This window comes from Psychromonas sp. MME1, assembly GCF_041080865.1.
Lineage (GTDB): Bacteria > Pseudomonadota > Gammaproteobacteria > Enterobacterales > Psychromonadaceae > Psychromonas.
This window is the reverse complement of the sequence record NZ_CP160906.1, coordinates 959,446-985,396: the sequence shown is the minus strand read 5'-3', so window position 1 is coordinate 985,396 and position 25,951 is coordinate 959,446. Positions and strand designations below refer to the sequence as shown.

Annotated in this window: 18 protein-coding genes; 5 read left to right on the top strand and 13 right to left on the bottom strand. The window is 38.8% G+C overall.

The window, feature by feature from the left end; genetic code table 11:
• Positions 1-72 precede the first annotated feature (72 nt).
• On the top strand, positions 73-1,959 hold the full coding sequence (locus tag AB2N10_RS04620; protein WP_369434394.1) for a methyl-accepting chemotaxis protein: 1,887 nt from the start codon (positions 73-75) through the stop codon (positions 1,957-1,959).
• Between the two features lie 441 nt (positions 1,960-2,400).
• On the opposite strand, the gene AB2N10_RS04615 is transcribed toward AB2N10_RS04620, so the two are convergent.
• The 3 genes from AB2N10_RS04615 to AB2N10_RS04605 form a co-directional block, all read right to left on the bottom strand.
• On the bottom strand, positions 2,401-3,657 hold the full coding sequence (locus AB2N10_RS04615) for a PTS ascorbate transporter subunit IIC (RefSeq protein ID WP_354625661.1): 1,257 nt from the start codon (positions 3,655-3,657) through the stop codon (positions 2,401-2,403).
• 9 nt (positions 3,658-3,666) lie between these two features.
• Positions 3,667-3,954 carry a PTS sugar transporter subunit IIB gene (locus AB2N10_RS04610; protein WP_369434393.1) on the bottom strand — a complete coding sequence of 96 codons (288 nt, stop codon included), beginning with the start codon at positions 3,952-3,954 and terminating at the stop codon, positions 3,667-3,669.
• 65 nt (positions 3,955-4,019) lie between these two features.
• The gene (locus tag AB2N10_RS04605) at positions 4,020-4,463 is read right to left on the bottom strand and encodes a PTS sugar transporter subunit IIA (protein ID WP_354625659.1); all 444 of its coding nucleotides are present in this window, start codon (positions 4,461-4,463) and stop codon (positions 4,020-4,022) included.
• Between the two features lie 241 nt (positions 4,464-4,704).
• Here AB2N10_RS04605 and AB2N10_RS04600 point away from each other — a divergent pair, with 241 nt between their 5' ends.
• Positions 4,705-5,730, top strand: coding sequence for a LacI family DNA-binding transcriptional regulator (locus AB2N10_RS04600; RefSeq protein WP_354625658.1), 1,026 nt, complete (start codon positions 4,705-4,707; stop codon positions 5,728-5,730).
• 165 nt (positions 5,731-5,895) lie between these two features.
• Here AB2N10_RS04600 and AB2N10_RS04595 read toward each other — a convergent pair whose 3' ends face one another.
• The gene (locus tag AB2N10_RS04595; protein WP_369434392.1) at positions 5,896-8,670 is read right to left on the bottom strand and encodes a glycoside hydrolase family 3 C-terminal domain-containing protein; all 2,775 of its coding nucleotides are present in this window, start codon (positions 8,668-8,670) and stop codon (positions 5,896-5,898) included.
• A 181-nt stretch (positions 8,671-8,851) separates the two neighbouring features.
• Here AB2N10_RS04595 and AB2N10_RS04590 point away from each other — a divergent pair, with 181 nt between their 5' ends.
• A complete protein-coding gene (locus AB2N10_RS04590) occupies positions 8,852-9,724 on the top strand; it encodes a helix-turn-helix domain-containing protein (protein ID WP_369434391.1) in 873 nt (290 codons plus the stop codon).
• Here the strand turns inward: AB2N10_RS04590 and AB2N10_RS04585 are convergent.
• From AB2N10_RS04585 to yghU, 8 genes are all read right to left on the bottom strand, one after another.
• Complete coding sequence (locus tag AB2N10_RS04585) at positions 9,721-13,419, bottom strand: AAA family ATPase (protein ID WP_369434390.1); 3,699 nt, start codon at positions 13,417-13,419, stop codon at positions 9,721-9,723. The genes AB2N10_RS04590 and AB2N10_RS04585 overlap by 4 nt on opposite strands.
• On the bottom strand, positions 13,416-14,651 hold the full coding sequence (gene sbcD, locus AB2N10_RS04580) for an exonuclease subunit SbcD (protein WP_369434389.1): 1,236 nt from the start codon (positions 14,649-14,651) through the stop codon (positions 13,416-13,418). Before sbcD ends, AB2N10_RS04585 begins: the two co-directional genes overlap by 4 nt.
• A 178-nt stretch (positions 14,652-14,829) precedes the next feature.
• Positions 14,830-15,096 (bottom strand): Lpp/OprI family alanine-zipper lipoprotein, encoded by a 267-nt coding sequence (locus AB2N10_RS04575; protein WP_354625652.1) that lies wholly within the window; start codon positions 15,094-15,096, stop codon positions 14,830-14,832.
• Positions 15,097-15,326: 230 nt separating this feature from the next.
• On the bottom strand, positions 15,327-18,344 hold the full coding sequence (locus AB2N10_RS04570; protein ID WP_354625651.1) for an MlaD family protein: 3,018 nt from the start codon (positions 18,342-18,344) through the stop codon (positions 15,327-15,329).
• 1 nt (position 18,345) lies between these two features.
• Positions 18,346-18,984, bottom strand: a complete 639-nt coding sequence (locus tag AB2N10_RS04565; RefSeq protein ID WP_354625650.1) for a paraquat-inducible protein A — start codon at positions 18,982-18,984, stop codon at positions 18,346-18,348.
• Complete coding sequence (locus AB2N10_RS04560) at positions 18,974-19,576, bottom strand: paraquat-inducible protein A (protein WP_354625649.1); 603 nt, start codon at positions 19,574-19,576, stop codon at positions 18,974-18,976. The genes AB2N10_RS04565 and AB2N10_RS04560 overlap by 11 nt, the downstream gene beginning before the upstream one ends.
• 292 nt (positions 19,577-19,868) lie before the next feature.
• Positions 19,869-20,057: a putative motility protein gene (locus AB2N10_RS04555; protein WP_354625648.1), complete on the bottom strand. Its 189-nt coding sequence runs from the start codon at positions 20,055-20,057 to the stop codon at positions 19,869-19,871.
• A 110-nt stretch (positions 20,058-20,167) separates the two neighbouring features.
• Positions 20,168-21,031, bottom strand: a complete 864-nt coding sequence (gene yghU, locus AB2N10_RS04550; protein ID WP_369434388.1) for a glutathione-dependent disulfide-bond oxidoreductase — start codon at positions 21,029-21,031, stop codon at positions 20,168-20,170.
• Between the two features lie 113 nt (positions 21,032-21,144).
• Here yghU and AB2N10_RS04545 point away from each other — a divergent pair, with 113 nt between their 5' ends.
• Together AB2N10_RS04545 and AB2N10_RS04540 are read left to right on the top strand one after the other, a co-directional pair.
• Positions 21,145-22,737 carry a protein adenylyltransferase SelO gene (locus tag AB2N10_RS04545; protein ID WP_354625647.1) on the top strand — a complete coding sequence of 531 codons (1,593 nt, stop codon included), beginning with the start codon at positions 21,145-21,147 and terminating at the stop codon, positions 22,735-22,737.
• A 193-nt stretch (positions 22,738-22,930) separates the two neighbouring features.
• Positions 22,931-24,604, top strand: a complete 1,674-nt coding sequence (locus AB2N10_RS04540; protein WP_354625646.1) for a FapA family protein — start codon at positions 22,931-22,933, stop codon at positions 24,602-24,604.
• Between the two features lie 251 nt (positions 24,605-24,855).
• On the opposite strand, the gene AB2N10_RS04535 is transcribed toward AB2N10_RS04540, so the two are convergent.
• Positions 24,856-25,578: a YebC/PmpR family DNA-binding transcriptional regulator gene (locus AB2N10_RS04535; protein ID WP_369434387.1), complete on the bottom strand. Its 723-nt coding sequence runs from the start codon at positions 25,576-25,578 to the stop codon at positions 24,856-24,858.
• Positions 25,579-25,951: the final 373 nt, after the last annotated feature.

Sequence of the window (25,951 nt, the reverse complement as noted above, 5' to 3'; positions counted from 1 at the left end):
TGATTATTATTCAATAACAATTATTTTAACAACACATAAAACTCAATGATTGATAAAAACACTAGGAACAACATGAAAAATTTAGGATTTTCACGGAAGATAATATTAGCGGCCAGTTCAATTATTGCCTTAGCATTAATCGTTTTAGCCTCGATTAACTATATTACAGTCATGAATCATACTCAAACTAACTTGCACGCTAACCTTACAGAAACGTCTCATACCGCTTCAAGCAATATTTCTAATTGGCTAAACGGTAAATTACTCGCTATATCAACAGTTGCAGAAGAAACAGATGAAATCAGTGCGACAATGGACAGATCTAAACTCGCATTGATCAATAAAGCTGCAAATTTTGTGCATGTTTACGTTGCCAATGAATCCGGCACTATGGTCTTAGAGGATAAAAATATATCGCTGCCTGCAGATTATGACCCGCGCATACGCCCATGGTACACACAAGCTAAACGACTTAATTCGGCATCATTTACTAAACCTTATGTCGATGCAACCAGTGGTGATGTATTACTTTCAGCGATGGCTCCCATTAACAGAAATGGTCGTTTTGTTGGTGTTGCCGCCAGTGATTTATCACTAGACTTTATCAGACAAACCTTAGATCTTGTTGATTTTTCTGGCATGGGACATGTTTATCTCATTGCTGATGACGGCACTATTTTAGTACATCAAAACAAAGGGTTAATCCAAAAGAACATTAATGATATTTATACAAAAGATAAGATATCAATACAACCTGAATTAATGGAAGCTTCTAGCGATGCAGGCCCCCTGCTTGTTGGTTTTTTCCCCATTGAAGGCGTACCATCACTTAAATGGTATCTAGCCGTTGAAATCAACAAAGAACAAGCTTTCTCATCGATAAATAAAATCCGTAATTTAGCATTATACCTCCCACCAATCACCGTTATCATTGCTGTTGTATTATTAAGTTTACTGATGGTTCAATTAACCAAGCCGCTGCGTACATTACAAACTGCAATGCATGATATTGCCCAAGGAAATGGAGACCTAACCAAACGCTTAGCGATCACAAGTAACGATGAAATAGGTAAACTAGCGGAGTACTTTAATACCTTTGTTGCCAATATTCATCACATGATGACAGATTTTAAAAACAACTCCGATGAAATGCTTACAATTTCAGAGCAAATGCATAATATTTCGACTCAAAGTCATCAAGAGATGGAAAAACAAAAGCACGAAACAGAACAGGTAGCGACAGCAGTATCAGAAATGTCAGCCGCAACCAGTGAGATAGCACTCAATGCACAGGGTGCTGCGGAAGCTGCCCAAGAAGCAGATCATGAAGGACAGTTAAGCAATAAAATAGTTGATGAAGCAATCTCTTCTATTCAAGGTTTAGCCATTAATTTAGCAACTGCAGAGCAAGTGATTGGCGAGTTGGAGCACGAAGTTAAAGATATCAGTACCGTCTTAGGGGTAATTAAAGGTATTGCAGATCAGACCAATCTTCTCGCTTTGAATGCGGCAATTGAAGCCGCTCGAGCTGGTGAACAAGGACGAGGCTTTGCAGTCGTTGCAGATGAAGTCCGCAGCCTTGCTGGTAAAACACAAGAGAGCACTGAAGAAATAAACAATAAAATTACCAGCTTACAAAATGGGGCGAAACGCGCCGTTGATTCGATGAAACAAAGTAGAGAAACGAGTGATATTAGCGTACAAAAAGCAGGAGAAGCCGGTGAATCTCTTGTGCGTATTTCAAGTTCTATATCACGCATTTCTGAAATGAATATTCAAATCGCAACGGCATCTGAAGAGCAGACTAATGTGATTGAAGAAATTGCGCGTAACATCGTTAATATTTCAGATGCAACGGAAGTGACCAATCAGGCTGCCAATGAAACAGTAAAAACCAGTGAAAAATTATCCGGTATCGGTAAAGTCATTAACGACAAAGTGAATCTTTTTGTCATTTAATTGAATCACTTGCTAAACTAATGCCATTCGTCGAGAATGGCATTTTTTGCACATGCATCAGCTTTCAGATAATTATAAAATAACCCACCAAATCAACCACTTAACTATCTACTGAAACCGATATTGCCTACGCTAGATACCCGAGATTATCGCCAGCTAAATGTCTACAAGATTAGCTAGTTGCGTTAATAGACTAACAAATTAGGGATAGCCATAACGAGCACAGTCGATGAGTAATATCAGTAGCTTTATAAATCCACGTGAGCATCAAGAACACAAAACAATAAAAGTAATTAAGGATAATATGTCGAGATCCTGTAATACAAGTTCGCTACATTTACATCAGTCCGAACAGGGATATTGTGAAATTTGCTTACATAAAGAAAGCAGACCGGCTCTTTTTCAAGAATGGTCTGCTCTATGTACGCTGATAAGTATTGCTTAGTTAACTATTATGCCTAATAGAATACCGACGACACCAAAGTCTGCATCACTAAATGTTGTGTTAGCAAAACCTAAATCACCCAATACTGGCAATAAAAATACAGGTAAGAAGGTAATTAATAAGCCTTGCGCAAAGCCACCTAAAATGGCACCACGGCGTCCACCAGTTGCATTACCAAATACCCCTGCCGCTGCACCTACAAAGAAGTGAGGCACAACACCTGGAATTATCATGGTCAATCCCATTAGATAAAGCAGGAACATACCAAATAACCCTGCCGCAAAGCTAGATAAGAAACCAACTAAAACCGCATTGGGTGCATATGGGAATACCACTGGGCAATCAAGTGCAGGAATGGCATTGGGTACAAGTTTATCTGAAATACCTTTAAACGCCGGTACAATTTCAGAGATAACCATACGCACACCTTGCAAAATAACCCAGACGCCAGCTGCAAAACTAATTGATTGCATTAAAGAAAACATGAACCAATGTTGGCCACCACTGACTTCACGCACATAATCACCACCAGCAAAAAGGCAGGTAATGATAAAGATAATAAACATCGTGAATGAGATAGCAACGGGTGTATCACGTAAGAATAATAAACTCTTAGGTACATCCATATCTTCGGTTGAATGGGCTTTATTACCAAATTTACTGCCGATGAAACCCGCTAACACATAGGAACAGGTTGAAAAATGACCAATAGCCACATCATCAGAGCCCGTCACTTGAGCCATATATTTATGTGCAATGGCAGGGAAAAATACCATTAATGATCCAACAATAATTGAACCCGTTGCAATAAGTGCAACCCCTGACATACCGCCACTCGCTAAGATAGCAGCAACCATCATCGACATGAATAAAGTATGATGACCGGTTAAGAAAATAAATTTCCATGGCGTGAAGCGTGCAATTAAGATATTAACAATCATGGCGAACAACATTATCATCGCCATCTCTTTACCGAATGCTTCTTGCGCTATCGAGACAATCGCTTCATTATTAGGTACCACACCATGAATGTTGAAAGCTTCTTGGAATATTGCAGAAAAATCACCCAATGAGCTAACGACAAGGCCAGCACCCGCACCTAAAATAACAAAACCCATTATCGTTTTTACGGTACCTTTAATACATTCCGTAACAGGTTTTTTCTGTGCAATTAATCCGATTAGTGCAATTAAGCCAACTAATATAGCAGGCTCGGATAGCACATCATTCATTAAAAAGTTGAAAAACTCCATAATGGTCTCCTATAATGCGCCAAGTTCTTGCAATGCTGCAGACATGCGTTCTTTCATTGCCACTTTGTCTATCATATTATCCAGAGAAACAATTTTACCTTCGACTTTTTGTGCGATAAGTTGTTCTGCAATATCTTTCGTACCAACAAAAATATCACAATCCGTTCCTTTAGCTGAACCAAGATCTACATGGTCAACATCTGCTTTTACGCCAAGATCTTTAACAATACTTTTAATGCTCATTTCCATCATTAAACTTGTACCAAGACCATTTCCACATACAACGATAATTTTCATAATTTATACCTTTTTTGATTTAATTCAGTGTTAATAAATATGCGCCATCTCTGGCATGGGATTAATTAATATTGTTCAATTATGCTGCGTATTTCAGCAACAGTATCTGCATTACAAATAGTTTCTACATGTTCTTCATTCATAAATAGCTCTACAAGTTGCTGAATAGCAAGTACATGGCTTTCACTATCTGTAGCAGCAAGTGTCAATAACAACTTTACTGGGTCATTTTCTTCATTATTGAACTTAACGCCATTTTTAATAATCGTTAAACTTAAGGATAGTTTATTTACACCATCTTCAGGCCGTGCATGTGGCATCGCAATGCCAGGACCAACAACATAGTAGGGACCAATTTCTTCATGAGTCCGAAAAATAGCATCCAAATAACTAGGATTAATCGCACCATTATCAATTAATGGTTGGCATCCTAATGTAACGGCTTCCTGCCAATTTTCTGTACTGTCATAAATATTAATGACATCCTCTGTAAGCAACGTTTTAAGCATGGTTTTACTCCCCTAGTGTTAAGCCGTCATTTTCTAGTGGTGCTACTTTACCCGTATTTCAAATACCAATTAGTGACGCGCGTCACATTTGATAGCGCTATCTGGTAGCGCTATCAAATGTGTGATTTAGATATCACTTTTATTAACAGGCGCTAAAGTAAGATTTAATAATGTTATAATGATATTCTCTAATAACAATTGGAATAACTCTGCTGTTTTAAAATTATATTCAGGATTATCTATGGAAGTACCCCGTAAACGTCGCGGTACAGGACGTGTCACATTAGCTGATGTAGCAAAGTCGGCTGGCGTAGGAACAATGACTGTATCTAGAGCATTAAGAATGCCCGATCAAGTTTCTAGTAAACTAAGAGATAAAATACAGCAAGTAATTGATGAATTGGGCTATATTCCGAATCAAGCGGCAGGTGCACTCGCATCTGGAAAAAGTAACTCAATCGTAGTTATTCTCCCCTCATTTGTTGATAAAATGTGTTCTCAATTTATTCCGACTTTCCAGGAGGTATTAAATAAAGCAGGCCATCAGTTAATACTGGGTTACAGTAATCACTCCACGGTACAGGAAGAGCAATTGCTGTCAACACTACTAGCAAGCAACCCCTCTGCCGTAGTACTTTTTGGCAGTGACTACAGTGAGCAGTCAACAAAAATGATAAAAAATGCTCAGCTAACTATTATGGAAGTTACTGAAATCAACAAATTTGCATCAGACTTGAATATTGGCATTGACCACTATCAGGCAAGCAAAGATATGACTCAATATCTAATTAATAAAGGTTATAAAAACATTGCATTTATTGGTTGTCAAAGCAAGCACAATCTTTTACAAAAGCAATTACGAGGCTGGCAGTCTGCAATGCTTAATAATTATCTATCCCCAGACCATTTTTTAATCGCCAACGATATTGCTAATATTCAATTAGGTACTCAAGGACTCTCAGAGTTATTATTAAAACAGAGTAATTTAGATGCTATTATTTGTAGTAATGAAGATATCGCTATGGGGGTATTATTTGAATGCCAACGTCGAGTCATTAAAGTCCCTAAAAATATTGCCATAACAACCCTTGATGGAGCGTTACTTAGTCGTCAATCAGTACCTACATTGACGAGTATCGACATTGACTATACTAAAATGGCAAAAAAAGCGGCTCAGCGATTATTAGAGCGCTTGTTAGATAAAGAAGTAAATAATAATACCCAAATAGATGTTGGCTATAAACTCTGTGAGCGTGCAAGTAGTTAATCAATGACCATAACAATTTTTAGCTCTCCACGACTCCTTAACATAAAAATCTCCCTCTAATTGGCAGCCCTATTATAGGGGGAGACCTATATAAAAACACCATGAACTCCTACTGTTATATGCTCTAATTAAGCGTAGGAGTAAATGGATAATAGCCTAATAATTTTACACTTTAGTAAAAATCAATTTTTCCAGCTGTAAACCTGATTTTACGAAATCAATGTCTAGCTTATAAAAACCTTTATCAAGTTTAACTTGCAGCCCTTCTACAGTGATAATTTTACCATGGGTGCCATTAATGGGTAATGTCATGCTAAAAATCCCATTTAAACTCAAGCTACAAGCTGATTGTGAAGTCGCTTCAGCATCATATTTCATTAAACTGCTACACTGATACACTCCAGCTTCTGCCACTTCAATCATCACGGTTGAATTACTTTTCGTATTAAGTTCAATTGCTAGGTCAATCTGATGCACGGTCTCAGCAGCACTTTTATCAATAGCAGCGAATGATTTAATGGGTTCATAGGCTTTCAGTGGTCGATCCATCACTGGAGTATCGAGAATAAAGCGACAGATATTCATAGCGCATCGCTGTATTTCACCCAATGTCAGCGTGCCATTCTGCAGCGCGGCTAGCGTGTCATCGCCCATCGCATTCATTTCTGCGCCATCATTTTCAACCACCATATAAAGGTCATTTTGTGCACGAATCATGAATGATGTATAGCTCTTATCCTCTTTACCCGCTTGAATAGGATCATTCATTTTAGCCCACCAATCGGTCATAACAATACCAGTATACCCCCACTCTTCGCGCAGTATAGTCGTGTTAAGATCATAATTTGAAGCACTCCAATGACCATTAATTGGGTTATAAGCCGTCATAATGGTAGTTGCACCACCTTCCTTCACCGCCATTTCAAATGGTTTTACGTGAATTTCACGCAGTGCTCGTTGTGACATGATGCTATCAACATCAACGCGAGCCGTTTCTTGGTCATTCGCAGCAAAATGTTTGATTGTGCCAGTAACCCCCGCTTTTTTCAGTCCGCGAGTTTGTGCGGCAGCCATCACCCCCGTCATCAAGGGATCTTCCGAAAAATATTCAAAGTTTCGCCCATTAAGCGGATGACGATGAATATTAATGCCCGGACCTAACAAGGTATCTATCTGATTTGCAAGTAACTCTTGCCCAACAAGGAAAAATAGCTGTTCGTTAAGCGGTTTATTCCAAGTACAACCAAGTAGCGTACCAATTGGCACCTGCGTCGCTTTATGGCCACTATCCATACGAATTCCAGAGGGGCCATCTGCGGCGGCAACGACTGGAATCCCTAAATTAAATAGGCTATTAGATACACCACCGAATGCAGCTGCGGTACCTGGCGTGACTTTAGGGCTACACATCCCCTCGCCTCGTACGATAGTTGCTAATTGCTCTGGCGTCATTTGTGCAACAAAATCCTGCAATGATGCTTTGCCCTGTTTTACATCTATTAACTTAATGCCTTGATCACCAGTTAATGATAATGGTTGTGGCATACTAGCTTGAATGCGTTGCGCTAAAGAAACAGTGCGTAATGGTACAGGCTCATAACTAGCTTGATACACGCCTGACTCGTTTCTCTGTAAAGGTTTTAGGCGTTCAAAGGGGTGAATAGGCGCAAGCGCTTCGGTTAATTTCTCGATAACCAGTAACTGATCTAATGCAAACGTTGCAGCAACAGGCTGAGCATGACGAACACTTGCACCTAGGTAAAATTGATAACAGCCTTCTTCTAACACATAACTATTCGGTTGCCCTGTTATGCCACTATCATCATAGGAGGCAAATGAAGTAACAGGAATTGAGATGCGCAATGTTTCACTCTCTCCTGGTTTTAATTGTTGCGTTTTTGCAAAGCCAGCTAGCACGCGAGCTGCTTTACCAAGTACACCTTGCGGTGCTTCTAGATATAACTGTACGACTTCCTTAGCAGAGAATTCAATGCCAACATTGTGCACTTTTACATCAAAATGCAAGATGAGATTTACGCCTTCACCTTCCTCGGCATAAGCGACAAGATCACGGCTAAATTCAGTATAAGAAAGCCCCGCACCAAATTCATACTGTACCGCTTGCGGATTAAAGGTCTCAAAATAACGATAGCCAACATAAATATCTTCAGCATACAAATTATAATCTTTACGGCCAAAGTTTGCTGATGATGGGTAGTCTGCTAGCTGATAAGCAATGCTATCTGTTAAACGACCACTTGGTGATATATCACCTGAAAGGATATCGGCCAACGCATGACCGCCTTCCATCCCCGCAGCCCAACTATAAAGTACTGCTTTAATCGATTGATGGCCGGAAATAGTGTTAAGCCATGCCATATCCATAATATTGGTGACATTAAGTACGATAATCACATTGTCAAAGTGCTGGTTAACTTTCGCGATCATCTCTATTTCTAGTTCGGTTAAACAATAACTGCCTGCTTTATCGGCATTATCTTGATCTTCACCCGCTGTACGGCCAATAAATATAACCGCTTTGCTGGACACAGCTGCAGCTTGCACTATCACATCTTCACTAAGAGGCATTTCTTGTTGAAACCAAGGCTCAGCCGCCCAGCCACCACCGCCGTTATCAAAGGGATGTTCTGCAATCCAATTTTCATAAATCGTCACCAATGACTCATTCAACACAATACCTTCATTTGCTCTTAGACCATCTAGGGCGTTAATCGCATAGGGTACATTAACCGCGCCACCTGAGCCTGTACCGCTTCGGTAAGTATCGATTTGGCAGCGACCAAATAAGGAGATTGTTTCAGTAGCTTTTAACGGTAACACCGCGTCCTCATTCTTGAGTAATACAATACCTTCGGCAGCAGCTTGACGACTAACTGGCACAAGATTTTGCTGTGCTTGGCTGATTTGTTTAATATTCATATAAAACTCACTCATCACTATTTATGGTACGTGTTGAAAAATTAGATCAACATAAAGCCGATATTAACTTATGCAAATAAACACAAAGACAAAATTATATTGGTTATGCTCTTAGTAAATAGTATGCTTGTTAGGTACGCTATTCTACCAAAATAGCGACAATAAAAAGGAAAATAGCGACATGAGCATTATATATCAACTAAAATCTCACCAGCAACATCAACAGATCAAATTTGCCTATGTTGACGGCTTTCATAATCATGACTTTGCCGCCCATCAACACGATTTTTCAGAGCTTTTTTTTGTACTTAGTGGCAGTGGAAACCATTCGGTCGAAAGACATGTCTACCCGCTAAGTAAGGGCGATGTATTTGTTATAAACGGTGATATTGAGCATGGTTTTCATGATGTGAATAAGTTGAAAGTTGTTAACTTAATGTTTGATTATCAAACGCCTTTCTTCGAATTGCCTTCCATGCGCCTTTTATCTGGCTATCAAGCGATGTTTAAAGTTGAACCTATTGCCAGACAGCAAACTGAATACCGAGCAAAATTAACGTTAAATGGTCCGCAACTTTCAGCAACTCAAGCACTGCTTAGTAGTATTAAGCAAGAATATCAATCAGCCCAGCCCGGTTTTGAAGTGATGTTAACCAGCTTATTACAACAATTAGTCGTCTCATTATCTCGTATTTATCAACAACAATCACAGGATCTACCTCAACCAACCCTTGCATTAAGCCGAGCTTTAGTCTTCATCGAACAAAATTTTGCCCTTATCGATATTAATACGGAAACAATAGCCAGGGCAGCATTTGTTAGTAAAAGACAATTAGAAAGGTTATTTCGCCAATTTTTGAATACCTCACCAAACCAGTATTTAAAAGATATTCGTCTTAATTTCGCAAGTAAATTACTAATAGAAGAAAACCGACATTCAGTACAACATATTGCCGAACAGAGCGGCTTTGCCGATAGTAATTATTTTTCTAAATGCTTCAAACAGACTTTCCAATTAACGCCGCAGAATTACAGAAAACAGCGTAGGAATTAACCGCGTTTGGCAATGTTCTTTGCCTTAACCGAAAATTTAGCCTCAAGAAAACTAATACCCATGCCACTTTTTTTGGTCACGATTAACTGTGTTGGGATACGATCCTTCATCGCTTCTACATGGCTTATTACGCCAATCATCTTGCCCGAAGCATTGAGGTTATCTAGCGAATCTAACGCAATATCTAAGGTTTCGCTATCTAAGGTGCCAAAACCTTCATCGAGAAACAGTGAATCAATGCTGGTTTTATGACTCACTAAATCTGATAACGCTAAGGCAAGCGCAAGGCTAACTAAAAAGCTTTCACCACCCGAAAGTGTTTTAGTATCACGCTCGATATCACCTTGCCACGTATCGACTACAACCAACGTCAACCCTTCATTTTGCTTACGCTGCAATTGATAACGTCCATGCACTCTATCGAGCTGTTTATTGGCTAAATAGACGAGATTATCTAAGGTTAAACCCTGAGCAAATTTTCTGAATTTATCCCCTTTTTGAGAACCAATTAAGGTATGCAAATAGTGAATATCATCGTAGCGGACCTTAAAATTTGCAATTTCAGTAAATAAAAGTTGTTGACCATCACAACGCGCTTTATCCGATGTCAATTCATTGTTAATTTCACCAACACGTTTTGTGATATTCTCTGCACGGTCGTGCAACTGCCCACTTTTTTCCACAATTTCTGCTTGTGGGGTTTTCAGGTATTCATCGACTAATGCATGCTGCATCAGCGCTGCTAATCCCTGCTGTGCACTGTCACATAACGCTTGTGTTTGCGCTATCTTCGTATTGAGTGTTTGCTGAAGTGCTAAAAGGTCATTGCGTTCTTCTGCTGACAATAATGCCTTGCAAAAATCACCTTCTGTCGCAAAGGGACTTTGCTGTAATTGTACTAACCACGTATGCTCTTGCACTTTTACGCTGTTTTGTTCCTCTTTCAGGCGGTGTTGTAAAATGGAAATCTCACCACCGATAGTGCTTAGCTTTTCTCTTACGCTCTGCATCGTCAGCTGAGCTATTTGGTATGCAGATTCCGCATTTGCTAACGCTTGCAATGCTTGCTCTCTAACATTCGCAACCACTTTGTCAGCAAAAAGACGTTGTCGCTCACGCTGCTGCTCAGTCAAATTTTTGTGTAAGGCAAGTTTATCCCTTTGCAGAAGAGAGAGTTGCTGCGTTTGTTCAACAAGAGTCGTTACTGCACTTTCGATTTGCGCCTCTAATTGCAATAGGTGACTCGTGATATGCTGTTTTTGTTGGCTATATTCTTGCCAACGCATTGCATCCCGTTGTTTTTCGCTCAACCACTGCGCTAACTCATCAAATAGGGGAGCAACAAAACCTTTTTCGCAGATCTCCACCAGTAAGGTCGCTTTTTTAGCGTCTATTTGTTCTATTTTATGCGTTTTTTCTGTACTTATTTGGGCTAATTTTTCCTGCTCATTACTTATATTCTGTTCAAGCAATGCGATCTTTGTTTTAATCACTTCAACATTGCGTTCAGCTTGTTCTACATCCGAAGTTGCCTTCTTTAAGGCTTTTTCGAGATACTTTAACTGGCCTATTTTGTCGCTTATTTGTGATGATAATTTATCCTGTTGTTGTTGATAGAGCATAAATTGATCCGTTTCACTAATGACCATATTTATTGATAACAACTGACAGTTAACTTGCCAACTTTTTTCAAGCTCGCTTTGCTCTTCTGAAATAGCGTTCAACCTCTGCTGTAATTCCTGCAAATAACGTTTGCTTGAGCTAATCTTCGACGTTGTTGCTGTAATAATTTTTAAACAGTGCTCTAACTCCTTTTCCGCATCACTTAGTTGATCGATCACCTCCGGAATATCAATAGCGACACCTGTAATTTTAGGGTGCTCTTTGGCGCCACATAAAGGACACGCCTCCCCTGTTTGTAAATGAAGACGATACTGAGCAAGTTGCTCTTCTTGATTTGCGAGAGTTTTCAATGCATGAATTAACTGTTTTTGTTTCGCAATTTTATCGATACTTTGTTGCTCTATTTTATCTAGCTCAACCAATTGTTGTTGCTGTTCGCTGTACATTGCTTGCTTTAAGCGCTGTTCAGTCTGCACAGCTAACCATTGCCCACTATCATGACTTAATTGAACAAGTGCTCGATAACCACGGTCCATTCTTTCTTTACTTGTTTCGAGCTCTTCAAGTTTACCCTCATTTTCAGCCAGCAGATAATCCTGCTCTATTTTAAGCAATGCTTGTTGCACGGTTGCTAAGTGATCATTCGCCGCTTGTAATGTATTATTGTTGTTCTGTTGCTCTGCTTGTTTGCCAAGAAGAGAATGTTGCACACTATACTCATTTGCAGTCAATACCGTCATGTTTTGTTGTTCAGTTTGCAGCATCTCACTTTGCATTTGCCATTGACCAAGATATTGCTGTAATGACTGATCCGACTGCTGGTTGTGTAAATACAGCGTTACATTTTCTAAGCTCTGTTGCTGATTCTTTTGTTGACCAACAAGTTGCTCATGCTTTTCCAGTGTCGTTTTTTGTAACGTACTCAACTTTTTGAATTGACTCTCTTTTTCATCAAGCTTCTCTTGCAGCGTTACTATTACATTATCTAACGGCAGTACTTGTTCATTGATTAATTTTTCTAACGACTGTTGCTGAGCCTTCGCGGTATTTAAAGTGTGCAACGATGACTGCTCAGTAGTGATAGATAAATCGAGGGATTTTTTCGCGGAACATTCACTTTCTTGTTTTGCTAACAATGCTGTTTGCGTTTTATTTACCTGTTGTAAGGCTGACTGCCAAAGCTGAAATGGCATATTTAGCTTTTCGGCTGGCTCACTATGCGCTAAACGCAGCAACTGTTGCTGTGCAGCCTCTTTTTGAGCAAGGGCAAGATCAGACTCCCGTTTGGCATTATTAGCACTCGCCTGCGCTTTATCATGTTCAGTCCACCAAACATTATGCGCACTTAATTGTGCCAGCTCAACCTTCAGCTGGACTTGCTCATTATTGAGATGATGTAACTCATCGTTCAAGGCAAGCTTTTGTTCATCATTGAGCAAATGTACACCACTTGCTTTTGCCTCTAACTCACCAAGTTTAATTTTGGCATCCATAAAACGTTGATGTACTTTTTCGGAGATGAGGCCGTATATTTCCGTGCCGGTAAGCTCCTCTAAAAGCTCAGCCCGTTCTTTTTCATTCGCATTCAAAAAGGCTGCAAACTCGCCCTGTGACAACATCATTGATTTTCTAAAACGGGCAAAATCGAGCCCAGTGATCTGTTCAACCTTCTCACTTTTCGCTTTTATTTGGCTGGCAATAATACGCTGACTGGCAACTTCCGCTAACTCCACATCGGCTTGCTGTAAGTTACCATCTGCCTTGCCTCGTGAGCGGCGCATGCTCCATAACGCACGATAGGCCTTACCTTTAACTTCAAACTCTACTTCAGCAGAACACTCAGCGCTACCACGGGTCATTATTTCATTGTTGGCAGTGGTGATAACACCAAGGCGCGGCGTGCTGTGGTATAGCGCAAGACAGATAGCATCGAGAATAGTCGTTTTTCCAGCTCCCGTTGGTCCGGTAATGGCAAATAATCCATTATCGATAAAAGGCGCTTGGGTAAAATCAATTTTCCATTCTCCCTTGAGTGAATTAAGGTTTTTAAAATGCAGAGTTAAAATTTTCATTCGCTCGGCTCCTGATACGCCACTTCCGTGACTATCTCTTTAAATTCATTTTTAATTCGTTCAAGTTGCGCTTCAGCTTGATCCCCTTCAATAGTTTCAAGGGCTAAGCGTTTATTAAATACATCAAAGGGATCTAACTCAGCCAGAGTCTCTTGTATCTGTTGTGTTAAAACAGGTTGATTTTTTCCTCTAGCGCGCTTTATTTTAAGGACTTCAACATGATACTCATCGGCCATCGCCAAGACTCTTTGTTGTAAATCGGAATAATGATCTTGCACTTCGACCTCTATAAACAACCAAGTGGGCTGGTCATTAAGCGCATTAGCAACATTCTGTAATTGTACTTTAATAGCATCTAAATCCCCTTTCAATACTGCCATAGGTTGAAAGAGTGGTATATCAAAGGGTGTGATTGAAATATTTTTGCCGCTAATAAATTCAACAATAACAACTTGTTTATTATATTTAAGTTCATCAAAACTTAAGGGAATCGGTGAACCGCTATAACGAATATGTTCACTTTTCGCGACTTTTTGCGGGCGATGAATATGCCCTAAAGCGATGTAATCAGCAGGAGGAAAAGCATCGGCAGAAAAACCATCTAAGCTACCTATGTAAATATCTCTAACCGATTCAGACTGACTTACTCCTAACGCGGTTAAGTGTCCGGTGGTAATAATCGGAACCGTTAGCCCCTTGGCATCACGCAAATCAACCGCGGCAGCATAAAGCGCGTGATAATGAGCCTTAATGGCTTCCCCAAGCGCCTCTCTTTTTTGTAGCCCCGTTTCACCACCACTACTCGTCAACAGATCACGAGGACGGATAAAGGGTACTGCACAGAGAATCGCACCTATTTCAGCTTGGCTATTTTTCAGTGTAAATAATTGCCGATGGATATCCTCTCCAGCTGTTGTAATAACATAGGTGTTAAGACAAGCAAGGATATCCTTGGATTCATTCAACGTTGAGACAGAGTCATGGTTACCGGCAAGTACAATTAAAGTGCAGTTTAATTTACTTATTGCCACAACAAATTGATTATACATTTCTCTAGCATAGCTTGGTGGTGTCCCTGTATCGAAAATATCGCCAGCAACAATAACTGCATTAATAGACTCTTTTTCAATAAGAATGAGCAACCAATTGATAAATGCTTGGTGCTCCTCTCTGCGACTTTTGGTTAAAAAACTCTGCCCTAAATGCCAATCTGAAGTATGTAGAATCTTCATATGTTACCCGTGATATTTGTCGATGAATAATAATTTAGGGAATAATAACAGATAAAAAAAGCCTCTGAGAAATTGATATATCAGTCAATTTTTCAGAGGCTTTATATATTTATGGCTTAATTTAAATTACATCTACAAGCGGTGCAATAATCAAACTAAATATTTAATAATCTAACAATTATTTTTTGTAAGATTCAACAATGCTATCTACGCGTAGATTTGCGCGTTCAGCTTCCATTGCAGCAGCTTCAGCAATTGCTGTATTCGCTTCAGTTTCAGCTTCCATACGAGCGTGATCAGCAGCTAGACCATCTACTTTAGCAGATAGCTCACTAATTTGTTTATTTGTTTGTGCAACACTCGCATCTAAATCAGCTTTGCTCACACAACCACCTAAAACTGTAGTTGCAAGGATAATTCCAGCGATAGTTAATTTATTATTCATAGTAAAACCTCTTTTAGTTATCGTACGGGATGTAAATATATCTTTTACATACAATATATATTTTTTTCTATACATTACAAGTATGTCAGAGCTTTTATTATTTTCCAACTATTAAAATTTTATTTTTGTCATTTAAAAGTCATTTTGAATGACATTAACAAAAAATTCGTCAAAATGTTGCTTTTATAAATTTTCCTATAAATCAATAAGAACAACATTATCAGAGAGCACTATTTATTTATTTGCCAATCTAACCACTCTTTCTTTGGCTCATCAAAAATATCAAATAAAGCTCGGTTATTGACTAGCGGAGCGCCCTCTGCTGGCGAAGCAAAAGCGAGTCCTCCCGATAAAATAGATTCTAAAGATTCTGTTCTGACTTTTATGCCAGAAAAAATACCTGCATCAACATCAATGCCACTGGCATTCCAAAAGCGACTATTTTCATTTAGTAAATGTTGATATTTACTATCAATATTTGCATATATAATGACAGCGTTAGCATTCCTCGTGAGATCAAAATCAATTACTTTACCGACTTTAATTTGTCTGTAATAGATTGGATCGCCCACTTTTAAAGAGCCTAACGAATTAGTACGCAAGCCGATATTTAAACCCGTTGTTAATGATTTAACAATGGGTTTACTATATAAACCACTAAATATATGCGCTGAATTCTTAGACTCCCCCGGTACAACAGATATAAAATTACCCGTTAATATTGCCTGCGGATTTTCAATATTCGTTAAGCCAATTTGTGCAGAAGAGAGCCAAAATTTGGCATCTTTCGCAAATAACGCGGGGAATTTTTTAGAGATACTTAAACTGACCTTTGTACCAGTGAGATTATTATTAACAGCGACATTATTAACATTGCCAACAACATGATTATTAAATTTAACGGGTGCCCCTTCTTGCAAATCAACAACAGTGTCAAATTCAAGTTGAACATCATAACCATTGAGAATCGCCTGAGATCGGCTTGCAAACAATTTAAATTTTTGCATTTCAGAGGCTGCTTTGGCTTCACTATTTTCGCTTGGTAATAATGCAATCCCGCCTCTTATCACTGAAGCTAAGCTTTCTGTACGAATATCCAAGTCAGTGATATTTCCAGCAACATTGATACCACTTCCTTGATAGAAACGGGCATCATCACGTACAAAATGACGATATTCATCATCTATGGTCAGCGTTATATCAACATTTTTTCCTGACCCATTGAAATTGACCGTTTCAACATAACCAATATGTTGCTGCAAATATGTAACGGGTGTACCAACCGTAATTGAGCCAGCTTCATCGCTACTAATAATAAGTTGTAAGCCAGGATCACCAGGACGTGAGGCTGGCGCGCTATCACTTAAATAAAAGTTTTTCGTCGGGGTACCATCTCCTTGCTTAATAACAAGGTAAGCCCCTTTCACTAATGCATCTAATCCGGTTAACGAACCTGCTGATATTTTTGGTTCAACCATCCAAACAGCACTATTTTTGACAAATAATTTGGTAAATTTGGGATCATATTTAATTGTGGCAATACGCGATTTTAAATCCTTCGTAACTTTGACGTGAGATACCATACCAATTTCTTCACCTTGATACATTAGTCGTGTTATGTTCGCGTTAATTTCATTTTTATTGGCATTCTTTACTGTCAGATATACTTTTTCACTATATCTAGCATCTTTTCTGGAATGATAAAGTGGGAATATCGCTCCGTTTTCAAGTGGTTTGTGTGACTTATTTTTAACATCTCCATGGAAAGATATTCCGCCAACTAGCAGCGCTTGCAGGGGCCGCGACTTGAGGCTAAAAGATTGCAAATTTCCAGTAAGTTCAAAACCAGAGTCTTCAAAGAAAACACTATTTTCATTAACTAAATGTTGGTATTTTTCTTCGATATAAACATGCACATTAAAGGAGACATTATCCTCAGCAAGTTCAAACCCCTCAATGTTGCCTACTTTCATTCGCTTATAATAAACCCCCTGTTCTGCATTTATTGAATTTAAATTTTTGGCTAGTAGTTGCAAATGCAACCCGGGTTTAGAGTAATCATTAATGGGTTGAGTATCGAGTATAGTAAAATCAGATTTAGGTTTATCACCAATAATACCTGGTTCAATGGCGATATAAGTACCTTCTAGAATCTTGTTGAAACTATCCATTTTATCTAAGCTGATAATGGGCTTATCCAACCAAAATTTAGTTGATTCAGTGATATAGGGAGCTACTTCTGGATCAAGGAAAACTTTTCCGACCCATCTATATTCATCCGTATCCTTACTGTTTTTATCAAATTCCAGTGACTTAACAAAACCTAAATCATGCTCAGCATACCTGACTTTAGTTTTACCAACAGTAACGGCACTAAAGTTATCAAAGCGTAATGTTATTTCAAACCATGCTTTTGCATCATCGTAGGTATCATATAAGTTAAATGTATGGGAATTTTCGGCTAACGCCGATTCATCATTATTCGGGTTATAAAAAGCAATGCCACCGGCAACAATCGACCCTAGCGACTCCGTACGGAGGTGAAAACCGGATAAACTGCCACTAATATCAATACCACTTGCATTCCAAAAACGCGAGTCAACTTTAACTAATTTTTTGTATTTTTTTTCAATAAGCAGGTTTATTTTGACCCAATCATTATCTTCTTCTAGCTCATAATCAATAACCTTACCTACGGCTATTTTTTTATAGAAAACTTGGCTACCGATTGCTACGGAGCCTAAATTAGTTGCATAGACGGAAATGTGTAAACCAGGCGCATCCTCGGAAATTGGAGCGGCTTTGTCCAAAGCAACAAATTCATGCTTAGTCGCACCTTCACCAACAGCCATTGCAATATAATTGCCTGAAAAAACGGTATCCAGCCCAGATATTTGAGACAGACTGACTTCAGGACGGACAATCCAAAATGCCGTTGTCTCTTTCAATAACACATCGGCTCTATAATCCATTTCAATATGCGCGATGACGTTATCCATATCTTTAGTGATGTTAACATTTTTTACAACGCCAACCACGAGCCCCTTATATCGTACTTCGGTTTTACCAACGACAATACCATCGGCACTTTCGAATTGTACCTGTATGTTGATGCCTGCTGTCATCACGGCATTGACAATCATCCATATACCAATAATCGCGGCCAATATGGGTAAAATCCAGATAACGGACATTTTAGAGCTTTTTTTAACGATCGCAGATTCGGTGGTACTTATTTCCTGACTCATTCTACTCTTCCTCATCCCAAATTAAACGGGGATCAAAACTTTCGGCTGCAAGTATAGACAGCACGACCATAATACCAAAAGCGGTAGCACCACCTCCGGCAATAATTTCAACAACACTGCCAATTTCAACAAGTGTGACTAGCAGTGCAACAACAAACACATCGAGTAAAGACCAACGGCCAAATATTTCAATAAATCGATAAAAAGTAGTCAGCCGTTTTTTGCTAAAACGGGATTTATTCTTTAGGGAATAGACAAGTACATATAACGCGACCAATTTTGAAAGAGGGAGAATAAAACTAGCCAAAAATATCACCGCGGCAATCGGATAGCTACCTAATTTAATGAGTAGTGCAACACCAGATAGGATAGTATCAGGATCGCCTTTGCCAAAATAAACGATGGTCATAATCGGAAGGAGATTTGCAGGGATATATGCAATCGTAGCAGTAATAGTATAGGCAAGAGTACGATTATAGGAATCTGGCTTGCGACTATAAATCGCCCCATCACAACGGTGACACTTTGGTGATTCTTCTTCTTTATCCCATTTATTTACAAAATGGCAATGGGGGCAAGCTGCCAAACCATGATTTTTAGCCGTATTAACTCGCGGGAGTGAAGCATTATCAATGCTCATGAATTCTTTCCCATATTTGCTCTATATCAAAAGTCACGCGTAACGCAACCACACACAATAACAAACCAACAAAACACACAAGCCCCATGCCAAAAGTTAATACCGCCATTGCCTGTAATTTGATAATAGAAACCAAAATCCCCATCATAAACACTTCGAGCATCTCCCATGAATCAATTTTATGATAAATTAACACCGCTTTACGGTAATAAGGATGTTGCATTACAGGGGTATCAAAATAACAGCTGATATATAATGTTAACGTCAACTTAAAAAGAGGTGCAATAATACTCGTTAACGCAACAATCAATGCCACGAAATATAATTCCGTTTGCAATAAGATTTCTACACATTCAAGCAAACTTGCCGAATTCGCACGGCCAACAGCGTGCATTGCCATCAATGGCATAAAGATGGCTGGCACAAAAAAAATTAATCCCGAAATAGCAACCACTTTGGTTCGACGAATCGCATCTATTTTCCGCCTAATAACCTCACAACCACAACGGGGACAACCTGCAACTTGCCCCTCTGATATCGATCCAATATCAATTAAAAGATCACATTCATGACAGGCATGAAGATGCGACATCAGCAAAATCCCTCTATCTGTCTTAAAGTTACACAGAATGTACTTAGTAACGTTGTTAACAACATTAATTAAATCCTAATTTTAATTATAATTATAATACTTTGTAAGGTTTAAATAACGCCACATAAACATTAGGTGTTGTTAATTAATTGATTAGTTTAACGAAAATAACCGAACTATGACGATTTTGCAATAGCCTCTCCGTGCGAAAAACAAATTATGTGTTGCCACAAGAAGAAGCTGCTAACCTATCAGGAAAACGAATACACAAATCTACAAATATAATGTGCGGTTATACCGAAACATCTATATGGTGCCCCTTACTTCCTTCAGGCTTCACAGGCGCAATAGAATCAATTAATTGAGCGGCCTGTTGTTCTGCTTGATTATTCGTTGTTTTTAATAAATTAATATTTACTTTTTCAAGTGTATTAATTCTATTCTGCTCAGTTAGCACTGAGCCTACTACCGCCATATCCATGATATCTCCTTGTTACTTGCACGCATATTTTTATTATAGCGTATCATTTTAACTCAACATAAAATAATGAATGAATGCTAAAATAAGCACACAGCCTCTATATACTCAATTTATTTTTTAGGGGTTAAATTGAGTATATCAGTAATTTCAGATGCTTGATGTCGTTCAGCTAACATTTCCCAAGCATCCCCCCACGTGCGATTAACAATCCTGCCACGTTGTACTGCGGTACGCGATGCGATCTGCTTTGCCCAACGCTGTAAGTTACTATAACTTTGGACATCTAAAAACTCAGCGGCATCGTACAATTTACCCAGCACCAAATTTCCATACCATGGCCAAATAGCGATGTCTGCTATGCTGTATTCATTGCCTGCAATAAATGTGTTTGTAGATAATTGCTTATCTAGAAGATCCAATTGGCGTTTTATTTCCATGGTAAAACGATTGATGGGATATTCAAATTTTTCTGGGGCATAGGCATAAAAATGACCAAAGCCGCCACCTAGGTATGGTGCCGCACCTTGTAACCAAAATAACCAGTTCAAAACCTGCACACGTTCGGCGCTATTTTTTGGAATAAACAGCGCGTGTTTTTCTGCTAAATATAGCAAAATTGCGCCCGACTCAAATACATTGATTGCAGGCTCCGTGGAGCAATCGACTAACGCTGGAATTTTTGAATTTGGATTGACAGTAACAAAACCGGAAGAGAACTGATCTCCTTGCCCTATTTGAATTAAATGAGCATCATATTCAGCCTCTTCGACTCCCAACGCTAATAGCTCCTCCAGTAGAATCGTCACCTTTTGACCATTTGGCGTTCCCATTGAATATAGCTGTAAAGGGTGCGATCCAATAGGAAGTACCTTATCATGCGTAGCCCCTGCTATTGGGCGATTGATACTTGCCCAAGTTCCGCCAGTTTGCGCATTATTTTGCCAAACTTTCTCAGGTATATATTTGTTTTTCATCATTCCTCCAAAATAAACAGTTTTCAGATTATTTAATTTACCTATTCATTGCCTTGCTAAATAACCAACCAAAACAGTATACTATTTAACTATCTCAATTTGGAATATTTATTATGCCATTAGCAAATTTCGATAATCAATTTATAAGAGAATTACCTGCAGACCCGATCATCGAAAACGGCTGTAGAAGTGTCGAGTTTTCTGCCTACTCCTTGGTTACCCCAAAGAAAACCCAAGCTCCCTCTTTAATTGCTTATAATGAACAACTAGTCGAACAATTAGGCTTAACCAAATTATTAAGCAATCAAGATGCATTTACTCAAGTAATGACTGGCAATAAACTATTAGCGGGAATGCAAGGTTATGCGCTTTGCTATGGCGGCCATCAATTTGGTCAATGGGCTGGACAATTAGGGGATGGCCGTGCGATTAATTTAGGTGAACTTGTCACTAAAAAATTAGGTTATCAGACGCTGCAATTAAAAGGTGCAGGAAAAACCCCTTACTCTCGACGCGGTGATGGCTGCGCGGTACTTCGTTCGTCTATTCGTGAATATTTATGTTCAGAAGCGCTTTTTAATTTAGGCATCCCAACGACACGCGCACTTAGCTTATGCTTGACGGGTGAAAAAGTCCTCAGAGACATGATGTATAACGGCAACTCTGCAATGGAGTCGGGGGCTATTGTATGTCGAGTTTCTCCTTCCTTTTTACGATTTGGTAATTTTGAGTTACCGTCTGCACGGGGCGATCATGCGCTGTTACAGCAGCTTGTTGAATATAGTATAAAAGCAGATTTCCCCACACTACAGGCTGACAACGCCTCGGATAAAGACGTTTATATCGCTTGGTTTAAAGAAATTTGCCAGCGTCACTGTCATTTAATTATACACTGGATGCGCGTCGGTTTTGTCCATGGGGTTATGAATACTGATAATATGTCTATTATTGGTGAAACAATTGATTACGGCCCCTATGGGTGGATCGATAATTTTGACTTAGATTGGACGCCCAATAGCAGCGATTTTGAACAAAAACGCTATCGCTTTGGACAGCAATCAGCTATTTGCTTGTGGAATCTCTACCGCTTAGCTAATGCTATTTTACCCCTTATTGGTGAAACAGCACCGTTGCAAGCTATTCTCAATGACTACGAGGTTAATTATCAACGTAAATGGTGCCAAATGATGGCCAATAAGCTAGGTCTTGTCGCTTATCAAGGCGAGGACGATTTGCAATTGTTTAAGGATTTAGAAACATTACTATCACTGATCGAAACAGACATGACCATTTTCTATCGTAACTTGGCAAAACTCTCAGCCCAAATCGACCTCACTGATATGAATAGCTGGCTTGAACTATTTTCCCCTTGTTTCTATGACTCGCATAAAGTTGATGGCCATTATGTGCCCATTTTACAACAATGGCTAACACGTTATATAGCGCGAATTGAATTAGATGGATTAACAGACTCTCAACGGGCAATGTCGATGAATAAATATAATCCTAAATATGTGTTGCGCAATTATATAACCCAGCAGGCGATTGAATTAGCTGAACTCGGTGACTTTAGTGAAATAGATAAATTACAAAAAATATTTACACGCCCTTACGATGAGCAGCCGCAATATGAACAATATGCTAAGCGACGCCCTGAATGGGCAAAAAATAAAATAGGGTGTTCAACATTATCCTGTAGTTCATAATAAATTGCACAAAAAATCGATTATGTGACCGTCACTCAAGTTCTTAACTATATGATTAAAATAAGATCAAATAGACTTTTTATTTTTAGTCATTTATTACATTATTTGCGATTCAATAATATTACAAATATTTTTCAACTACATTATTTATAAAAATCACCTAGAAACAAAATAGAGAGATGAGCAATACATTATGGGCGAAAATATAATAGCAAATAGTAATTTACTAAAACTATCGAGTGATAATAAGGAATTACTATTTCTAATTCAGTCTAGCAATGATGCAATCACTGCAGAACATCTCACCCAATTAATTTTATCATCTCCATATTGCAATTTTAAACTTGATCAAGTTGCCATCAACCAAGCCGTAACGGTGGTTAAACAATTAAAAGCAGGCCACTCTGTTGATACTAAGTCGATTATTGTTGCTGAACGTATTGACGCACAATTATCTATCACTATTGATCCCATGCTCATGTTTGCCAAGGCGGAGATCATCTCTGCTTACGGTGGAAAAGCGATTACCAAATCCGACTTGAAGGATCACATTAATGAATTGGGTATTCAGCATGGGATACGCCATAAAACCATCGAATTACTGATCGAAAAATCACAAAGCGCCCCTCCGGGAACTGCTGTGCAAGCAACCATTGCTCAAGGTTCAGAGGCCGTTAATGGGGTTAATGCTAGTTTTACTCGTCTAGTTGACACCCCTAAAGAGCGGCTACTAAAACCCATCGAAGACGAACATGGTCGTGTTGACATGCGTGATTTAGGCGAATTAATTACCGTTGCGCCAGATAGTCATTTAATGCGTAAAACCCCGATGATTTTAGGTTCACCAGGCATGAATGTTATGGGTGATATTCTTGAATATGTCCCCGGTAAAGATTTCGCATTAATTGCAGGTGCTAACACTCAAATCAGCCCTTCTGATGAAAATCTATTAATCTCAACCTTAGTTGGTATACCAAAAGCACTCGGTAACGGAATGCAGGTTGATGATGTGTTATTAATTGATAATGTCAATGTGGGCTATGGTCATGTTAATTATGATGGCAGTATCATCATCAAGGGTAATGTTTGTGAAGGTATGAAAGTAAGCTCTAGCGGAGATATTACCGTATCGGGTTACGTTGAATCAGCTGAAATAAATTGTGGTGGAGACCTGATCGTTTCCAAGGGGATCATAGGCCGTAAACAGGAGGAAAATTGTGATAATTATTCTTGCCAAATCACCGCCAAAGGGTCCGTAATTGCGAATTTTAGCCAATACTCTCAAATAAAAGCAGGTGAAAGTGTCTTTATTAAAAAACAGTTATTACACTGCCATGTTGATAGCCAAGGTGATATTAATGTCATTGATGAATCGGGACTAAAAGGAACAATTTTGGGTGGCATTTTACGCTGTCAAAAAAGTATTAACACGGTAACCTTGGGGGCGACAGCAGGCAGTAAAACGATTATAGATTTGGTCGGCATTTATCCGAAAATAATCAATGATAGGCAATTAATAAAACAATGTATAGATGAAGAGCAAAGTAAACTAGAAAGTTTAATTTCAGCGCAACGTAAAATTGACATTCTACCTAATTCAGAAAAAAAACAGGAATTAGATAGCCGTTTACAGCTCACCAAAGCATCTGTAAAAGAAGTTATATCATCACTAATAATCGAACTAGAAAGTAAAAATAGGGAGCTACAACAATATTTTGAAGAGGCTAAAGTCATCATTCAAAAAAAATTACATAATGATGTAATCGTATCCATTGGCAGAGATAATTTTCGCTCTCAACGAGATTATGGGCCTTCTAAAATATCCGTAAAAAGTTACAAATTATCCGTAGAACCTTACCTTAAATAGACGTAAAACAAGACTAATCCGCATAACTATCTGATATATCTTGTTGCTTTAAATCAGTAGCTGCGTTGCATTCAATCGTAATAGCCTGCTATTACTCAATCAAGCGCCTTTCTCGCCATCATTTTTCCTCAACAAGCCCTGATCGCAATATTATGCGCAACGGTATAAATTAGAACAGTGAATTTCAGGCATAAAAAACCACGTCAATTAACGTGGTTTTTTATGCGCACAATGGCCTTCTAGCTTAGTATTTAATCGGGTAAGACGGCATTGTGATAAACATTCTGTACATCATCACAATCTTCTAGCATATCCATAAATTTTTCAAATTTCTCAATATGCTCTTCGGTGATGTCGGTGTCCGTTTGTGGAACAAAGGTTATCTCTTCCACATCAAACTCAAGGTCTGGATGGTTCTCATGCAGTGCTGTTTTGACCTTATAATATTCTGTATGGGGACAAAACACGGTGATTTGCCCCTTTTCATTCTCAACATCAGTGACATCAACATCAGCCATCAGTAACTCATCTAGTACAGTTTCTTCATCTATACCTTTAAAACTAAAAACAGCTTGATGCTCAAACATATGCGCAACCGTACCTTGAGAGCCTATTTTCGCACCTGTCTTAACAAAACAGTTACGTACATCGGTCCATGTACGTTTATTATTATCCGTTAAACAGTCAACAATAACACTACAACCACCCGGCCCAAAACCTTCATAAGTTGCACGTTCATAGTCTTCACCACCGCCACCTTTTGCTTTTTCAATAGCACGTTCAACGACATGAGTTGGTACTTGATCTTTTTTAGCGGCATCAATTAAACGACGTAAGGAGAGGTTTCCATCGGGATCTATACCGCCATTTTTAGCACAAACATAAATCTCTTTGCCATACTTTGAGTATACTTTAGTTTTAGCGCCCGCTGTTTTCGCCATCGATTCTTTGCGGTTTTGATATGCTCTTCCCATCTATTAAGACTCTTTTATAGTTGATTAAAATGAAAGTGGTAATTTTAACGCTTAACTAAGCAGTTAGGCTAGTCTAACATCAATAAAATTTGCGTTATTGGCTATAAATTAGCTTTCTATTGCACTTTATAGAGAAGATACCATTAACGGATTAATTTATACCAATTCGCATAATATTATGGTCATAGCTTATTGTGGAAAAATGATGGCGAGCAAGGCGCATGATTGAGTAATAACAGGTTATTACGATTGAATGAAACGCTGTTATCTATTATTTTAACCAATAAGATAGGCCAGGTAGTTATGCAGATTAGTATTAAACAAGTAAAAAAAATCGGCGCACCAGGCACCGATTTTAGATTTACAAAGCAAT

Bases quoted from the DNA above. Each gene is read 5' to 3' on its own strand.
- AB2N10_RS04620 (WP_369434394.1), top strand. From the start codon at position 73: ATGAAAAATTTAGGATTTTCACGGAAGATAATATTAGCGGCCAGTTCA.
- AB2N10_RS04615 (WP_354625661.1), bottom strand. From the start codon at position 3,657: ATGGAGTTTTTCAACTTTTTAATGAATGATGTGCTATCCGAGCCTGCT.
- AB2N10_RS04610 (WP_369434393.1), bottom strand. From the start codon at position 3,954: ATGAAAATTATCGTTGTATGTGGAAATGGTCTTGGTACAAGTTTAATG.
- AB2N10_RS04605 (WP_354625659.1), bottom strand. From the start codon at position 4,463: ATGCTTAAAACGTTGCTTACAGAGGATGTCATTAATATTTATGACAGT.
- AB2N10_RS04600 (WP_354625658.1), top strand. From the start codon at position 4,705: ATGGAAGTACCCCGTAAACGTCGCGGTACAGGACGTGTCACATTAGCT.
- AB2N10_RS04595 (WP_369434392.1), bottom strand. From the start codon at position 8,670: ATGAATATTAAACAAATCAGCCAAGCACAGCAAAATCTTGTGCCAGTT.
- AB2N10_RS04590 (WP_369434391.1), top strand. From the start codon at position 8,852: ATGAGCATTATATATCAACTAAAATCTCACCAGCAACATCAACAGATC.
- AB2N10_RS04585 (WP_369434390.1), bottom strand. From the start codon at position 13,419: ATGAAAATTTTAACTCTGCATTTTAAAAACCTTAATTCACTCAAGGGA.
- sbcD (WP_369434389.1), bottom strand. From the start codon at position 14,651: ATGAAGATTCTACATACTTCAGATTGGCATTTAGGGCAGAGTTTTTTA.
- AB2N10_RS04575 (WP_354625652.1), bottom strand. From the start codon at position 15,096: ATGAATAATAAATTAACTATCGCTGGAATTATCCTTGCAACTACAGTT.
- AB2N10_RS04570 (WP_354625651.1), bottom strand. From the start codon at position 18,344: ATGAGTCAGGAAATAAGTACCACCGAATCTGCGATCGTTAAAAAAAGC.
- AB2N10_RS04565 (WP_354625650.1), bottom strand. From the start codon at position 18,984: ATGAGCATTGATAATGCTTCACTCCCGCGAGTTAATACGGCTAAAAAT.
- AB2N10_RS04560 (WP_354625649.1), bottom strand. From the start codon at position 19,576: ATGTCGCATCTTCATGCCTGTCATGAATGTGATCTTTTAATTGATATT.
- AB2N10_RS04555 (WP_354625648.1), bottom strand. From the start codon at position 20,057: ATGGATATGGCGGTAGTAGGCTCAGTGCTAACTGAGCAGAATAGAATT.
- yghU (WP_369434388.1), bottom strand. From the start codon at position 21,031: ATGAAAAACAAATATATACCTGAGAAAGTTTGGCAAAATAATGCGCAA.
- AB2N10_RS04545 (WP_354625647.1), top strand. From the start codon at position 21,145: ATGCCATTAGCAAATTTCGATAATCAATTTATAAGAGAATTACCTGCA.
- AB2N10_RS04540 (WP_354625646.1), top strand. From the start codon at position 22,931: ATGGGCGAAAATATAATAGCAAATAGTAATTTACTAAAACTATCGAGT.
- AB2N10_RS04535 (WP_369434387.1), bottom strand. From the start codon at position 25,578: ATGGGAAGAGCATATCAAAACCGCAAAGAATCGATGGCGAAAACAGCG.